This window comes from Nonomuraea sp. NPDC005692, from assembly GCF_040631115.1.
In the GTDB taxonomy this organism is placed as follows: Bacteria; Actinomycetota; Actinomycetes; order Streptosporangiales; family Streptosporangiaceae; genus Nonomuraea.
The window spans coordinates 33,836-48,882 of sequence record NZ_JBEXYU010000055.1 but is presented as its reverse complement, the minus strand read 5'-3'; the positions used below and the strand labels follow the sequence as shown (position 1 = coordinate 48,882).

Genomic DNA, 15,047 nt, shown 5'->3' with positions numbered 1-15,047 from the left:
CGCGGCACGGCGGCTGCGCATCCACCGCAGCACGCTCTACTACCGGCTCGACCGCATCCGCGAGGTCATCGGCTGCGACATCACGGACGGGTCGGCGAGCGCCACCACGACCCGGTCGCGCCCGCCGACCCCGGCCGCGCGCAGCGCCGCCGCGGTGAGGCCGGTCGCGGCGGTGGCGTCCTCGGGGCCGAGCGGGAACACGCTGGACAGGTCGGGCGCCACGAGCAGCAGCCCTTCGGCGGAGCGTGCGGCCGAGGCGAGGTCGTCGCGGGTCAGCCAGCGGGCGGCGGTCAACGGGCCACCTCGTTCATGAACAGCGTCATCGACTCGCACACCCTCTCGTGGGCCAGCCCGCCGACCTGCGCCTGGATGATCAGGTCCGTGGCGCCGGCCTCGGCGATCCTGGCCAGGGCCTTGCGCGAGCCCTCGACGTCGTCCACCACGACCATGAGGTGCTCGCGCAGGGTGGCCATCGCCTCCTCCGGCGGCATCCCGGCGGCGAGCTGGCCCAGCACACGGTGGGTGGCGTGCCGGGCGTCGTAGTAGTCGGGCGGGGTGACCAGGTTGACCTGGCGGCGGATGTACCACAGGACGGCGTCGGCGGCGGTGGCGGTGGCCTCGTCCCGGGTGGGGGCGGCGAACCAGGGGATCATCAGCGCCACGCGCCGGGAGGCGGGGTCGAAACCGCTCTCGGCCAGGCACTCCCGATATCTCGCGATGTCGGCGGCGACGTCGTCGATGCCCTTGAGCATCGTCATGCCCAGCAGGTTGTAGCCGTGCCGGGCGGCGGCCAGGTAGCCCTCCAGCGAGGTGGAGGCGACCCACACGGGCGGGTGCGGCTCCTGGACCGGACGGGGGTAGACGGCCACGTCGGGGATCTCGAAGAACTCGTTCGACCTGCTGATCGGCTCGCCGTCGGCGCGCCAGATGGCGAGGGTGGCCTCCAGCGAGTCCTCCCAGATCTGCCGCGACTTCTCGAACGGCCGCTGGAAGGCCTGGTACTCCAGGGGGGAGGCGCCGCGTCCGGTGCCGAACTCGACCCGGCCGCCGCTCAGCACGTCGAGGGTGGCGACGCGCTCGGCGGTGCGGATGGGCGACTGGAACGGCAGCAGCACCACGCCGAGCCCGAGATGGATGCGCTCGGTGCGCTGGGAGATGGCCGCGAGGACCAGATCGGGGGCGGAGGAGTGGGAGAAACCCCTGGTGAAGTGGTGCTCGACGAACCAGGCCGTGTCGAACCCCAGCCGATCGCCGAGGACGACCTGCTCGATCACGTTCTCGAACGCCTGTCGCTCGACCTCGCGGGTGCGGCCGCGGACCTCCAGTTCGTACCCCAGGCTGATCCGTAGGGACGTCATCGCGCCTCCGGCGAAAGTAGTGAACCAAGCGCTCGCTTGGTAGAGAGTATCAGGGCCGAAGACTTGCGGGAAGGGCGCGCCGCCGATCAGAGTGGTTGCTCGTGAGGCGAAAGCACGCGCTGCGGCGGTCGAAGGACGGCACGTTCCACGACCACGGGGACGACGGTCCCTCGCTCCCCGACGCGCGCGGTTACGAGGCTTTCGGCCGGGTCATGGCCGCCCTCGCGACCGAGGCCGACGTCATCGAGTCGTGTCGCGACCTGACGTGGTGGCGCGGCGCCGACCGGAGCTGGCACATCGAGTGGCGCGACGGGCCGTACGCCTCGGAGGTGGCCGCGCTGCTCGCCGGCCAGGTGGGCGACGCCGGCGGCGCGCCGCTCACGGCCGCCGGCCCCGCGGGCGCGGGCTCGGCGGTGCTGGAGGTGATGGGGGTGCGCTTCGTACTGCGCGCGATCGACCCCATGGGCCGGGCCCGGGTGCGCGCGCGGCCGGGGTTGTGGCGCCTGGCCGAGGCCCTCGACACCACCCGCCGCACCAACACCCGCCATCCGTGGGAGGAGCTGCTCGGCGGCTGAGCCGTCTCACGCCTCGCCGAAGACGTGCGGGGCCAGGCGGGCGCGGTGCGTCCGCGGCGGGCACAGGAGCTGGGCGTCGGACGTGGCCCGTTTGAGATACCGGTGCGCCGGATGCTCCCACGTCACCCCGATGCCGCCGTGCACCTGGATGTTCTCGCCCGCCGCCGTCAGGTAGGCCTCCGTGCAGTACGACCCCGCGACGGCGGCGAAGACGTCCGCCCTTCCCTCCGGCCCCGCTCCCGCCTCCGCCGCCGCGGCCCGTGCCGCCGAGCGGGCGGACTCCACGAGCAGCAGCACGTCGGCCAGCTTGTGCTTGATCGCCTGGAAGGAGCCGATCGGCCGGCCGAACTGCCGCCGCGAGCATGCGTACTCGGTGGCCATCTCCAGGCAGCGTGCCGCGCCGCCGGTCTGCTCGGCCGCCAGGGTCGCGATCCCGAGGTCGCGTACGCGGGCCCACGACGTCCCCGGGCCCAGCCGCCGTACGGGTGCGCGGTCGAAGGCGAGGGAGGTCAGCGGCCGGGTCTCGTCCATGGTCGGGTACGCCGCCCGCCGCGTCGGCACGGCCTCCACCAGGTGCCCGCCGGCGTAGGCGAGCACGATCTCGCCGTCCAGCGCGTACGGCACCGCGCCCGAGAGCCGGTCGTCCGCCAGCGTCAGCTCCCCGTCGCCCGGCAGCACGACGGTCGCCGTCGCCGCCCCCGAGGCCAGCTCGGGCAGCAGCCGGGCGCGCGCCTCCTCGTCCCCGTCGGCCATGAGCGCCCCGACGGCCAGCACGGCCGACTGCAGGAACGGGTGGGGTGACAGCGCGCGTCCCAGCTCCTCGGCCACGGCCGCCGCCTCGGCCGGGCCGCAGCCCGCGCCGCCGTACCGATCGGGGACGAGCAGCCCCGCCACGCCCACCTCCCGCGCGAACGCCTGCCACGTCGCGTCCGGCCGGTCGGCGAGGTAGGCGCGGACGACGGCGCCGAGCTCATCGGAGAGGGTCACCCGAGCATGGTAAACCAAGCGATTGCTTGCCTTAGGTACGGATGACCGAAATTTGCCTTTTTTGGATGGATACATAATCTGGATGCGGTCATCCCTAGACATTTCCGGGGGAGGGATTGACCAGGGAATGAAGATGAACCACACCGCGATCGAGTACGCCGACTTCGCCGAATGCGACCGGCGTCTGCGCCGCATGGAACACCACGTGCTGGCGGCCTTCCTGGCAGGACTGGCCGTGGGCCTGATCGGCATGTTCACCGCCGGCAAGGGCCCGGAATGGTTCGGCCAGCTCTACGACCCGTACGCCTACCTGACCCTCTCGCTGGTCGTGGGCGCCACCGCGTCGGGGTTCGGCTGGGCGCTGCTGACGACGTTCCTGGCGGCCGTGTCCACCGTGGTCGCGGCCATGGGCGCGGGCGCGCTGCGCGGTGTGGACGGCTTCGACGTCATCGGCGGCGGCGTCGCCGGGCTGAACTGGACGGTCGGCCTGCTCGTCGGCCTCGGCCTGCTCGCCTACGTCACCCGCAGGCGGGACCGCTGGGGCGACCTGGCCGCGGGCGCGATCGGCGCCCTGCTGATCGCCGACGTCGTCGACCGCGCGACCCCCGGCTTCATCGACAGCGAGCAGTCGTTCTGGCCCGGCCCCGCCACGGTGGTCGCGCTGCTGGCCGTGGCCCTGGTCGTGGTGCTGCGCAGGAACCGGCGGGCCCGCGTGCGCGCCCTGGCGGTCTCGGCCGTCTTCGCCGGTCTGTTCACGGTCTGCCTGGGCGTCTTCGTGGGCGGCTGGCTGCCCCTCTCGGCCTGAGCGGGCGTACCGGCCGCCGATCGCCGTGAGCCCGGTGATCCGGGCCTTCGCTCGTACGCGCCCGGTTAACGCCGCGCGGCGCGGCCCCCCGAGTCGATAGCCTGTAATCCTTCAGATCCAGGCCCGAGCAAGGAGTAGCCGTGTTGCTGCGCATGTCGTCGTTGTTTCTTCGCACCCTGCGGGACGACCCGGCAGACGCGGAAGTGCCGAGCCACAAGCTCCTCGTCCGCGCCGGCTACGTCCGCCGCGTGGCCCCCGGCATCTACTCGTGGCTGCCCCTCGGCAAGCTGGTGCTGGAGAACGTCACCAGGATCGTCCGCGAGGAGATGAACCGGATGGGCGGCCAGGAGGTGCTCTTCCCCGCCCTGCTGCCCCGCGAGTACTACGAGGCCACCGGCCGCTGGACCGAATACGGTGACACCCTGTTCCGGCTCCAGGACCGCAAGGGCGCCGACTACCTCCTCGGCCCCACGCACGAGGAGCTCTTCACCGACATGGTCAAGGGCGAATACTCCTCGTACAAGGACTACCCGGTCACGCTCTACCAGATCCAGACCAAATACCGCGACGAGGCCAGGCCCAGGGCCGGCATCCTGCGCGGCCGCGAGTTCCTCATGAAGGACTCCTACTCCTTCGATCTCGACGACGACGGCCTCAAGCGCTCCTACGAGCAGCACCGCGAGACCTACATCCGCACGTTCGAGCGGCTCGGCATCGAGTACAAGATCGTGTTCGCCACCTCGGGCGCGATGGGCGGCTCGGCCTCCGAGGAGTTCCTGGCGCCGACCCCCACCGGCGAGGACACGTTCGTCGCCTGCCACTCCTGCGGCTACGCGGCCAACGCCGAGGCCGTCACCACCACCGCGCCGCCCGCCCGCGACCTCGACGGCGCCGCGCCGATGCGGGTCCTCGACACGCCCGACACCCCGACCATCGAGTCCCTGGTGTCCTACGTCAACGAGCGCCACGGCCTGTCCGTCACCGCCGCCGACACGCTGAAGAACGTCGTCGTCAAGGTCACGACCCCCGGCTCCGACAAGGTCGAGACGCTGATCATCGGCGTGCCCGGCGACCGCGAGGTCGACTTCAAGCGCCTGGAGGCCGCGCTCGCGCCCGGCGAGCCCGCCATCTTCGAGGCCGCCGACTTCGCCGCCCACCCCGGTCTCGTCCGCGGCTACATCGGCCCGCAGATCCTGCGCGAGCTCGGCATCCGCTACCTCGTCGACCCCCGCGTCGTCACCGGCACCTCCTGGGTCACCGGCGCCAACGAGCCGGGCAAGCACGCCGCCGACGTGGTCGCCGGGCGCGACTTCGTCCCCGACGGCACGATCGAGGCCGCCGAGGTGCGCGCCGGCGACCCCTGCCCCCGCTGCGGCTCCCCGCTGTCCATCGACCGGGGCATCGAGATCGGCCACATCTTCCAGCTCGGCCGCAAGTACGCCGACGCCGCGGGCCTCGACGCGCTCGGCCCCGACGGCAAGCCCGTCCGCATCACCATGGGCTCCTACGGCATCGGCGTCTCGCGGGCCGTGGCCGTCATCGCCGAGCAGGCCCACGACCAGCTCGGCCTGGTGTGGCCGCGCGAGGTCGCGCCCGCCGACGTGCACATCGTCGGCACCGGCAAGGAGAACCAGGTCGAGGCCGCCCTTGAGCTGGCCGGCGAGCTGGAGGCGCAGGGGCTGCGGGTGCTCGTCGACGACCGCGCCCAGGTCTCGCCGGGCGTCAAGTTCAAGGACGCCGAGCTGCTGGGGCTGCCCACGATCGTGGTGATCGGGCGCGGGCTGTCGCAGGGCGTCATCGAGCTGCGCGACCGGGTGACCGGCGTCAAGGAGGAGATCCCCCTCGCCGAGGCCGCCACCCGCATCCTGGCCGCCTGCCGCTGACCCCACACCGCCGCGGGCCGGGCGACTGCCCGCCCGCTGCCCGCTGCCCGCACCCCTTCGGAGCCGGGCCGTTGTCCCGGCTCCGGCGACGGGGCGGGGCCACTGTTCGTCTCCGCGAGGGGGACGGTCTGCTGTCTCGGCTTCGCGACGGGGACGGTCTGCTGTCCCGGCTTTGTGAGGGGAACGGGCCGTCGTGCCCGCCTTCCGTTGGTGTCGTCAGCCGCCGGAGCCGGAGGGCGCCGGTGTCGGGGGCGGCGTCGGGGGCGGGCTGCTGCCCGGCATGCCCGGGAAGGCCGCGGGTGGTGCCGGGTGGAAGGCGTAGGCGCGGGTCGCCGACTCCTGCATGGCCAGGGCGGCGTACTTGCGCAGCGCGGGGTCGCCGGCGGCGGCCAGCTCCAGATAGGCGGCCGTGATGCCGTTCTCCAGCTGCACGGCCAGCCGGGCGGCCTGCACGGCGCCCGTGGGCACGTACGGCAGCGCGTAGGAGGGCTCCGACTCGTTCGGCTTTTCCCCGCGGCCGGTGATCAGGTTGCGGAGCTGGTCGCGGCGGGCCCGGTGGGCCTCGTACGCGGCGCCGGTCAGGTCCCGCAGGGAACCGGTCGTACGCGCCCCCAGGAGCCCGTAGGCGAACACGGCGGCATGCTCGGCGGCCAGAGCCTTGCGCAGCCTCCCGACGTCGTCCCCGTCCACCACGACGCTGTCCACCACGACGCTGTCCCTCACGGCGCTGTTCACCACGACCCCGTTCATCACGTTCCCGTTCACGACGACTTGGGCAGCGACACGGCGTGGACCGCCTCGCACGCCCCGATGCTGGCGAGGAGCTGGGCCACGCCGGGGGACAGGCCGGCGAGCTGACGGGGCCGCTGCGCCGCGGCGCGGCGTTCGACGTCCCGCAGCCGTGACAGCGTGGGCTTGGGGGACTTCGACGGCGTGGCGCCGGGCGACGCGCCGGGCGAGGCCGGCGAGGAGACAAGCGGCGAGACCGGCGGAGAGGCGGGCGGAGAGGCGGGCGGCGTGCCCGCGGGCAGGTATTTGCGCAGCTCGGCCAGGTGCGCCTGGTGCCGGGCGCGGAAGGGCTCCAGGGACTCGGCGCCAGCCGCGATCAGCGCCGAGTAGAGGGCGACCGTGCGCTCCTTGTCGGCGACCACCTGCCGCAGCAGGACGGTCTCGGGCGAGTCGGGCGCCGGGGCCGCGGGCCCGGCCGGACCCGAGGCGCTGCAGGCCGTCAGGGCGGCCGCTCCGCCCGCCAGCACGGCTCGCCTGGAGAGGTGACGCGGGCGCACGGGCTTGGACCTCCGGTGACTACGGACCCGGTGACGAGGGACCCCAGTGACCGGGGCGCCGCCGGCGACGGCTCCAGGTGACTGCGGACGCAGATAGCATCGTACGGGCTGGTGCCCGGGAACGCCGTCAGGCGACGCTCCGCCACTCGACCACGACGAGTGGCGCTCTCTCCGTGCCTCCGTACAGATAGGGTGTCAACTGTCGTCGCTGGCTGCGCAGCCAGACGGCGGAGAGCCAGTGGCGAGGTCCGCCCGGCTGAGACATGACAATAGGGGAGGTCGATATGGGCAGCGCATCATCCCGCGACCACCTGATGAAGCTCCTGGAGCCTGTGGTCGGCGCGGAGGGCCTCGACCTGGAGGACGTCACGGTCACCCAGGCGGGCAAGAGGCGGTTGCTGCGCGTGATCGTCGATCGCGACGGCGGCGTGAGCCTCGACGACATCGCAGACGTGAGCCAGGCCGTCTCCACCGCACTCGACGAGGACGACGTGATGGGGCAGGCCGCCTACACCCTTGAGGTCTCCTCTCCGGGCGTCGACCGCCCGCTCACCGAGCCGCGCCACTGGCGGCGTGCCGCCAAGCGGCTGGTGAAGGCCGAGATGAGAGACGGCACCGTGGTGGAGGGCCGCATCCTGGCGGCGGACGAGAGCGGCGTCGACCTCGACGTCGCCGGCTCCGCCCGCCGGCTCGATTACCAGGACCTGACCCGAGGCCGGGTACAGGTGGAGTTCCGCCGGATCGACGACATCGACGACGTCGACGGCGACGAAGGCTAAGGGGGAAGCCTCGTGGACATCGACATGAGCGTCCTGCGCAGCCTGGAGCGGGAGAAGGACATCTCCTTCGACCTGGTCGTCAAGGCGATCGAGGACGCGCTGCTGATCGCCTACTTCCGCACCGAGGGCGCGGCGCCCAAGGCGCGCGCCGAGCTCGACCGCGGCAGCGGCCACGTCACGATCTGGGCGGCCGAGCTCGACGACGAGGGCGACGTCGTCAGGGAGTTCGACGACACTCCGGGCAACTTCAGCCGGATCGCCGCGACCACTGCCAAGCAGGTCATCCTGCAGCAGCTCCGCGACGCCGAGGACGAGATCAACTTCGGCGAGTTCGCCAGCCGCGAGGGCGAGCTGGTCTCGGGCGTGATCCAGCAGGGCAAGGACCCGCGCGTGGTGCTGGTCGACCTCGGCAAGATCGAGGCCGTGCTGCCGCACGCCGAGCAGGTCCCGGGCGAGGACTACGTGCACGGCGAGCGCATCCGCGCCTACGTGGTGCAGGTGAAGAAGGGCCACAAGGGGCCGTCGGTGACGCTGTCGCGCACCCACCCCGGCCTGGTCAAGAAGCTCTTCGCGCTGGAGGTGCCCGAGATCGCCGACGGCACCGTGGAGATCACCGCGGTGGCCCGCGAGGCCGGCCACCGCACGAAGATCGCGGTCCGGTCGCGCAAGCCGGGCGTCAACGCCAAGGGCGCCTGCATCGGCCCGATGGGCTCGCGCGTCCGCAGCGTGATGACCGAGCTGCACGGCGAGAAGATCGACATCATCGACTGGTCCGAGGATCCCGGTCAGTTCGTCGGGAATGCGCTGTCCCCGTCCCGTGTTTCCCATGTCGAGGTTCTCGATCTCGAAGGACGGGTCGCACGGGTGACGGTCCCCGACTACCAGCTTTCGCTGGCCATCGGCAAGGAAGGGCAGAATGCCCGGCTTGCCGCCAGGCTCACCGGATGGCGCATTGACATCCGGCCTGACACACAAGCCGAGGATGCCGCCGGTTCCGTAGATGCGTCAACACGGTAAGCTGGAATATGGTGGCCACGCGGCCCCACAGCGCACCTGTGTGGGCTGCAGGGTTCGCACGGCTAAGTCCGAGCTGCTCCGCCTGGTGCGGATCGAGGACCATCTGGTCCCTGATCTGCGAGGACGGCTTTCTGGCCGCGGTGCATCGCTGCATCCGTCCTTGAGCTGTCTGGAGCTCGCCGAGCGTCGCCGAGCGTTCCCGCGCGCGTTCCGCGTGCCGGGGCCGCTTGACGTCTCGCGTGTGCGGGCACACCTGGAGGAGGAATCACGAAATGTCATGTAGGACGCCGAGTTGATGGGCGGAGTCAGATTGCTATGAGCGCCTGATGAGCACGCGGCGATGAAGACGTCAAGTTAACGACGGTCCGGACGGCACAGCCAGCCTCCCGGGCCGAGTAAGGGAGTGCAGTGGCGAAGGTCCGGGTATACGAGCTCGCTAAGGAGTTCGGCGTAGAGAGCAAGGTCGTCATGGCCAAGCTCCAAGAGATGGGAGAGTTCGTCCGTTCGGCGTCCTCGACCATCGAGGCGCCGGTGGTCCGCAGGCTCACCGAAGCTCTGGGCGCATCGAAGGGTGGGCCCTCCAGGGGCGGCGGTTCGTCGTCCAACAGGCCGCAGCCGCCCAAGGCTGCGCCCCGTCCGGCAGAACACCAGGCCGGCAACGGCGCCGCGGAGGCGCCGACCCCTACCCCTCCGCGTCCTGGCCCGGCTCCGAGGCCCGGCCCGCGTCCCGGCCCCGCGGCTCCCGCGGGCGGCGCGCAGCCGCGTCCGCCGGTGCCGATGCCCCACCAGCCGCAGCAGCAGCCCGAGGCTGCGCGCGGCGAGGCCTCCGGGGCTCCGCAGGCCCGCTTCGAGAGCGCGGCCGGTTCCGGCGCGCCCGCGCGTCCGACTCCGGGGCCGCGTCCGGGTCCCGCCGCCCGTCCGGGTCCCAAGCCCGGTCCGGCGCCGCGTCCCGGGCAGCCTTCCGGTGGCGGCGGTGGCGGTCAGCAGCAGGCTCCGCGTCCGGGTGCGCCCGCAGGCGGCGGCCCGCGTCCTGGTCCCGGTCCCAAGCCGGGTCCGCGTGGCCCGCGTCCGGGTAACAACCCGTTCTCGTCCAACGCCAGTGGCATGGGCCAGTCGCGTCCGCCGCGTCCCGGCGGCAACCGCGACGGTGGTGGCCCCGGTCAGCGCGAGCGTCGTGAGGGTCCGCCGCGTGACGGCGCGGGCCCCCGTCCGCCGCGTCCCGGTGGCGGCGGCGAGGCCGGTCCGCGTCCCGCGGGTCCGCGTCCCGGTCCGCCCGGTGCGGCCGGTCCGCGTCCGGGTCCCGGCGCCGGTGGTCCGCGTCCCGGTGGGCCGCGTCCCAACCCGATGATGATGCCGCAGGGTCGTCCTGCCGGTCCGGGCGGTGGCCCGCGTCCCGGTGGTGGCGGCGGTGGCGGTCGTCCCGGCGGCGGTGGCGGCGGTGGCCGTCCCGGCGGTGGCGGCGGTCGTCCCGGTGGTGGCGGCGGCTTCGCCGGTCGTCCCGGTGGCGGCGGCGCCGGTCCCCGTACCGGCACCGGTGGTCCCGGTGGCGGCGGCGGTGGCTTCGGCGGTCGCCCGGGTGGCGGCGGCCGCGGTCGCGGCGGTGGCACGGCGGGCGCGTTCGGGCGTCCCGGTGGCCGTCCCGCGCGTGGTCGTAAGAGCAAGCGTCAGAGGCGCCAGGAGTTCGACAACATGTCGGCGCCGGCGATCGGCGGTGTGCAGGTCGCTCGCGGCAACGGCGCGACGATCCGCCTGCCGCGCGGCGCGTCGCTGTCCGACTTCGCCGACCGCATCGGCGCGAACCCCGCCTCGCTCGTGCAGATCATGCTGCACCTCGGCGAGATGGTGACCGCGACCCAGTCGGTCAACGAGGAGACGTTGCAGCTCCTCGGCGCCGAGCTCGACTACAACATCCAGGTCGTCAGCCCGGAGGAGGAGGACCGCGAGCTTCTCGAGGCCTTCGACATCGAGTTCGGCGAGGACGAGGGCGACGAGGCCGACCTGGCCGCGCGTCCGCCGGTCGTGACCGTCATGGGTCACGTCGACCACGGTAAGACCAAGCTGCTCGACGCCATCCGCAAGACCAACGTGGTGGCGCGCGAGGCCGGTGGCATCACCCAGCACATCGGTGCCTACCAGGTCCCCGCGGTGCACGAGGGCGAAGACCGGAAGATCACCTTCATCGACACCCCGGGTCACGAGGCGTTCACCGCCATGCGTGCCCGAGGCGCCAAGTCCACCGACATCGCGGTGCTGGTGGTCGCGGCCGACGACGGTGTGAAGCCGCAGACGATCGAGGCGCTCAACCACGCCCAGGCGGCCGACGTGCCGGTCGTGGTCGCGGTGAACAAGGTCGACAAGGAGGGTGCCGACCCCAACAAGGTCCGCGCCCAGCTCACCGAGTACGGCCTGGTCGCCGAGGAGTACGGCGGCTCGACCCTGTTCGTCGACATCTCGGCGAAGAACGGCACGGGCATCGACAACCTCCTCGAGGCGATCCTGCTCACCGCCGACGCCGAGCTCGACCTGCGGGCCAACCCGACGATGGACGCCCAGGGCATCGCGATCGAGGCCCACCTCGACAAGGGCCGCGGCCCCGTCGCGACCGTCCTGGTCCAGCGCGGCACGCTGCGCGTGGGCGACTCGATCGTGTGTGGCGAGGCCTTCGGCCGCGTCCGCGCGATGCTCGACGACAACGGCGACGCGGTCGAAGAGGCCACGCCGTCGCGTCCGGTCCTGGTGATGGGTCTGACGGCCGTTCCCGGCGCCGGTGACAACTTCATCGTCGTCACCGACGACCGCATGGCCCGCCAGATCGCCCAGCAGCGCGCGGCGCGCAAGCGCAGCGCCGACATGGCGAAGTCGAGCCGCCGCCTCACCCTCGAGGAGCTGTTCAGCAACCTCGAGAAGGGTCGCGTCGACGAGCTCAAGCTCATCATCAAGGGTGACGTGTCCGGTTCGGTGGAGGCCCTGGAAGACGCCCTGCTCAAGATCGACGTCGGCGACGAGGTCAGGCTCCGTGTCCTGCACCGCGCGGTCGGCGCCATCACCGAGTACGACGTCAACCTGGCCGTCGCCGACGACAACGCGGTCATCATCGGCTTCAACGTCCGCCCGGAGCCTCGGGCGCGCGACCTGGCCGAGCGCGAGGGCGTCGACATCCGCTACTACTCGGTCATCTACCAGGCGATCGAGGAGATCGAAGCGGCGCTCAAGGGCATGCTCAAGCCCGAGTTCGAAGAGGTCCAGATGGGCACCGCCGAAGTCCGCGAGGTCTTCAAGGTGCCGAAGATCGGCAACGTCGCCGGTTCGCTGGTCCGCTCCGGCACGATCGTCCGCAACAGCAAGGCCAGGGTGATCCGCGATGGCGTCGTCATCGCCGACAACCTGACCGTCTCGTCCCTGCGTCGCTTCAAGGATGACGCGACCGAGGTCCGTGAGGGCTTCGAGTGCGGCATCGGTGTCGGTTACAACGACATCCGGATCGACGACACGATCGAGACGTTCGAGATGCGGGAGAAGCCGCGGGCCTGACCAGCGGCCGGGCGCCCGGCGGAACCTCCGCCGGGCGCCTCTCGCACGTCCGGGCCCCCTTCCCACCGCAGTGGACCGGTCGTGCTTCCACCCCACCAGGCCAAGCGGTGGTTTCACACGATGTATGTGGGTGCTCTGACCCTGGACATCCTGCTCGGCGACGTGCGTTCGCTGAAGCAGAAGCGCTCTGTCGTCCGGCCTCTGATCGCCGAGCTGCAGCGACGTTACCCGTCCATCGCGGTGGCCGAGACCGGTCACCTTGACCTGCATCGCAGGTGCGAGGTGGGCGTCGCGGTGATCTCCGCCTCTGCGGGTAACTGCAAAGAGGTGATGGACGCCTGCGAGCGGATGGTGGCCTTCCGCCCTGAAATCGAGTTGCTGTCAGCCAGACAGCGCCTCTACAACGACGAAGATTGAACGACAGCACGGCCAGGTCGTGCGTGAGGGGGAGCGAACATGGTGGATGCCGCACGAGCGCGCAAGCTCGCCGACCGCATCCAGCAGATCGTCGCCGAGATGCTGGAGCGCCGGATCAAGGACCCGCGCCTGGGCTTCGTCACCGTGACCGACACGCGGATCACGGCTGACCTGCGTGAGGCGACGGTGTTCTACACGGTGTTCGGCTCCGACGCCGAGCGGTCCGACAGCGCGGCCGCCCTCGAGAGCGCCAAGGGCATCATCCGCGCCGAGGTGGGCCGCCAGACCGGCGTGCGCTTCACCCCGACGCTGACGTTCCGGCACGACCCGCTGCCCGACAGCGCCCGCCAGCTCGACGACCTGATCAACGCCGCCAGAGCGCGGGACGCCGAGGTGGCGCGCCGGGCCGAGGGCGCGGCCTACGCCGGCGAGGCCGACCCCTACAAGAAGCCCGATGAGGGTGAGGACGACCAGGCGTGACGTCGCACGTGCGCGCCCGAGCCGAGCAGCCCTCCCAGGAGGCCACGGGGATCCCCGAGGCCTCCTGGGAGCGCGCGGTCCAGCTCATCGGCCAGGTCGACGAGGTCGCCCTGGCCTGTCACGTGTCGCCCGACGGCGACGCGCTCGGCTCGATGCTGGCCGTCGGTTACGTGCTGCGCTCGATCGGCAAGCGGGTCGTGGCCTCCTTCGGTGACCAGTACTTCGCGGTCCCGCGGATCCTGCGGTTCCTGCCGGGGCAGGAGATGTTGTGCCCGCCGGCCGACTACCCCGAGGCGCCGGCGTTGATGATCACCTTCGACTCCTCCACGTTCGAGCGGCTGGGCCTGCTCAGCCCCAACGCGGCCAGGGCGGAGGAGGTCATCGTGATCGACCACCACCCGTCCAACGCCGGGTTCGGCACGCACAGCCTCATCGACCCGCAGGCGGCGGCCACGGCCATGCTGGCCGAGCAGCTCATCTACCGGCTCGGCGGCAGCCTCGACCGGGACATCGCCACCTGCCTGTACACCGGCCTGGTGACCGACACGGGCTCCTTCCGCTACGCCTCGACCACGCCGGCCGTGCACCGGATGGCGTCCCGGCTGGTGGCCACGGGCCTGCACACCGACGAGATCGCCCGCGAGCTGTGGGACCGTTCGCCGTTCGGCTACCTCAAGGTGCTGGCCAGGGCGCTCGACCGGGTGCAGCTGGAGGGCTCGATGGTCTGGACGTACGTGCCGCGGGTCGACCGGGCCGCGTACGGGCTGCCGTACTCGGAGATCGAGGGCATGATCGACATCGTCCGGCGCACCGACGAGGCCGAGGTCGCGGTCGTGCTCAAGGAGGACGACCACGGCGACTGGCAGGTGTCGACCAGGTCCAAGGGCGGGGTCGACGTGGCGGCCGTGTGCGCCGCGCTGGGCGGCGGCGGGCATCACAACGCGGCCGGGTTCACCTCCTACGACAGCGTGGAGGAGACCATGGCCAAGTTCAGACGAGAGCTGGGGAAGGCTGGATGGCCGAGAGCGGTCTGATCATCGTCGACAAGCCGGGCGAGTGGACCTCGCACGACGTGGTGGCCAAGATGCGGCGCATCGCGGGCACCCGCCGCGTCGGGCACGCCGGCACGCTCGACCCGATGGCCACGGGCGTGCTGGTGATCGGGGTGGAGAAGGCGACCCGGCTGCTCGGGCACCTGGCGCTGACCGAGAAGGTCTACGAGGCCACGATCCGGCTGGGCGTGTCCACCAACACCGACGACGCCGAGGGCGAGACCGTGGCCACGGCGTCGGCGGCGGAGGTGGGCGCGGCCGAGGTGCACAAGGGCGTCGAGGCGCTCACCGGCGCCATCATGCAGGTGCCGCCGCAGGTCAGCGCCATCAAGGTCAACGGGCAGCGGGCGTACAAGATGGCCCGCGCGGGCGAGGAGGTCGCGCTCGCGGCCCGGCCCGTGACCGTGTACGGCTTCGACGTGCTCGACATCAGGGCCGCCGGCGACGTCATGGACGTCGACGCGGTCGTCACCTGCTCCAGCGGCACCTACATCCGGGCCCTGGCCCGCGACCTGGGGGCCGCGCTCGGCGTCGGCGGCCACCTGACGAGCCTGCGCCGGACCCGGGTCGGCCCCTACGACCTGTCGCTGGCCCGGAGCATCGACCAGCTCGCCGAGGAGTGCGTGGTGCTGCCCATCGGCGAGGCGGTCTCGGCGGCGTTCCCGCGCCGGGACGTGACCGCCGAGGAGGCGCGCGTGATCGGCCACGGCGGCCGGCTGCCCGCGGTCGGGCTCGGAGCCGGGCCGATCGGCGTGTTCGGGCCGGAGGGCGAGCTGCTGGCGCTGGTGGAGGAGCAGGGCCGGATCGCCAAGCCGCTGGCCGTGTTCGCGGGCTGAGCGCCGCCGCCGGGCCGGCCGTGTTCGCGGCCAGGGCCCGC

The 15,047-nt window shown here is 72.2% G+C and carries 16 protein-coding genes; 12 read left to right on the top strand and 4 right to left on the bottom strand.

Annotated features, from left to right (window positions below; all coding sequences use genetic code 11):
• Positions 1–13: 13 nt before the first annotated feature.
• Positions 14–313, top strand: a complete 300-nt coding sequence (locus ABZ459_RS50765) for a helix-turn-helix domain-containing protein (protein ID WP_357988134.1) — start codon at positions 14–16, stop codon at positions 311–313.
• Here ABZ459_RS50765 and ABZ459_RS50760 read toward each other — a convergent pair.
• Entirely contained in the window at positions 291–1,358 is a 1,068-nt protein-coding gene (locus ABZ459_RS50760; RefSeq protein WP_357988127.1) for an LLM class flavin-dependent oxidoreductase, read from the bottom strand. The two genes, ABZ459_RS50765 and ABZ459_RS50760, sit on opposite strands and share 23 nt — an antisense overlap.
• 101 nt (positions 1,359–1,459) lie before the next feature.
• Here ABZ459_RS50760 and ABZ459_RS50755 point away from each other — a divergent pair, with 101 nt between their 5' ends.
• Complete coding sequence (locus ABZ459_RS50755) at positions 1,460–1,933, top strand: hypothetical protein (RefSeq protein ID WP_357988124.1); 474 nt, start codon at positions 1,460–1,462, stop codon at positions 1,931–1,933.
• A gap of 6 nt (positions 1,934–1,939) precedes the next feature.
• On the opposite strand, the gene ABZ459_RS50750 is transcribed toward ABZ459_RS50755, so the two are convergent.
• Complete coding sequence (locus ABZ459_RS50750; RefSeq protein WP_357988122.1) at positions 1,940–2,920, bottom strand: acyl-CoA dehydrogenase family protein; 981 nt, start codon at positions 2,918–2,920, stop codon at positions 1,940–1,942.
• A 133-nt stretch (positions 2,921–3,053) separates the two neighbouring features.
• On the opposite strand from ABZ459_RS50750, the gene ABZ459_RS50745 reads away from it, so the two are divergent.
• Together ABZ459_RS50745 and ABZ459_RS50740 are read left to right on the top strand one after the other, a co-directional pair.
• A complete protein-coding gene (locus ABZ459_RS50745) occupies positions 3,054–3,725 on the top strand; it encodes a hypothetical protein (protein WP_357988119.1) in 672 nt (223 codons plus the stop codon).
• A gap of 140 nt (positions 3,726–3,865) precedes the next feature.
• Positions 3,866–5,608, top strand: coding sequence for a proline--tRNA ligase (locus ABZ459_RS50740; protein WP_357988116.1), 1,743 nt, complete (start codon positions 3,866–3,868; stop codon positions 5,606–5,608).
• A gap of 216 nt (positions 5,609–5,824) precedes the next feature.
• On the opposite strand, the gene ABZ459_RS50735 is transcribed toward ABZ459_RS50740, so the two are convergent.
• Together ABZ459_RS50735 and ABZ459_RS50730 are read right to left on the bottom strand one after the other, a co-directional pair.
• Positions 5,825–6,343 carry a ferritin-like domain-containing protein gene (locus ABZ459_RS50735; protein ID WP_357988113.1) on the bottom strand — a complete coding sequence of 173 codons (519 nt, stop codon included), beginning with the start codon at positions 6,341–6,343 and terminating at the stop codon, positions 5,825–5,827.
• 26 nt (positions 6,344–6,369) lie between these two features.
• A complete protein-coding gene (locus ABZ459_RS50730; protein ID WP_357988110.1) occupies positions 6,370–6,894 on the bottom strand; it encodes a hypothetical protein in 525 nt (174 codons plus the stop codon).
• A 284-nt stretch (positions 6,895–7,178) separates the two neighbouring features.
• On the opposite strand from ABZ459_RS50730, the gene rimP reads away from it, so the two are divergent.
• The 8 genes from rimP to truB all read left to right on the top strand — a co-directional run bounded on the left by rimP (position 7,179) and on the right by truB (position 15,006).
• Positions 7,179–7,673 (top strand): ribosome maturation factor RimP, encoded by a 495-nt coding sequence (gene rimP, locus ABZ459_RS50725; protein WP_357988107.1) that lies wholly within the window; start codon positions 7,179–7,181, stop codon positions 7,671–7,673.
• 12 nt (positions 7,674–7,685) lie between these two features.
• Positions 7,686–8,690, top strand: a complete 1,005-nt coding sequence (gene nusA, locus ABZ459_RS50720; RefSeq protein WP_357988104.1) for a transcription termination factor NusA — start codon at positions 7,686–7,688, stop codon at positions 8,688–8,690.
• Entirely contained in the window at positions 8,674–8,973 is a 300-nt protein-coding gene (locus tag ABZ459_RS50715) for a YlxR family protein (protein ID WP_352365338.1), read from the top strand. Before nusA ends, ABZ459_RS50715 begins: the two co-directional genes overlap by 17 nt.
• Before the next feature lie 125 nt (positions 8,974–9,098).
• The gene (infB, locus tag ABZ459_RS50710) at positions 9,099–12,221 is read left to right on the top strand and encodes a translation initiation factor IF-2 (protein WP_357988100.1); all 3,123 of its coding nucleotides are present in this window, start codon (positions 9,099–9,101) and stop codon (positions 12,219–12,221) included.
• Positions 12,222–12,341: 120 nt separating this feature from the next.
• Complete coding sequence (locus ABZ459_RS50705; RefSeq protein ID WP_352320823.1) at positions 12,342–12,638, top strand: DUF503 domain-containing protein; 297 nt, start codon at positions 12,342–12,344, stop codon at positions 12,636–12,638.
• A gap of 39 nt (positions 12,639–12,677) precedes the next feature.
• The gene (gene rbfA, locus ABZ459_RS50700) at positions 12,678–13,118 is read left to right on the top strand and encodes a 30S ribosome-binding factor RbfA (RefSeq protein ID WP_352320726.1); all 441 of its coding nucleotides are present in this window, start codon (positions 12,678–12,680) and stop codon (positions 13,116–13,118) included.
• The gene (locus tag ABZ459_RS50695; protein ID WP_357988096.1) at positions 13,115–14,152 is read left to right on the top strand and encodes a bifunctional oligoribonuclease/PAP phosphatase NrnA; all 1,038 of its coding nucleotides are present in this window, start codon (positions 13,115–13,117) and stop codon (positions 14,150–14,152) included. The genes rbfA and ABZ459_RS50695 overlap by 4 nt, the downstream gene beginning before the upstream one ends.
• A complete protein-coding gene (gene truB / locus ABZ459_RS50690; protein WP_357988093.1) occupies positions 14,134–15,006 on the top strand; it encodes a tRNA pseudouridine(55) synthase TruB in 873 nt (290 codons plus the stop codon). Before ABZ459_RS50695 ends, truB begins: the two co-directional genes overlap by 19 nt.
• Positions 15,007–15,047: the final 41 nt, after the last annotated feature.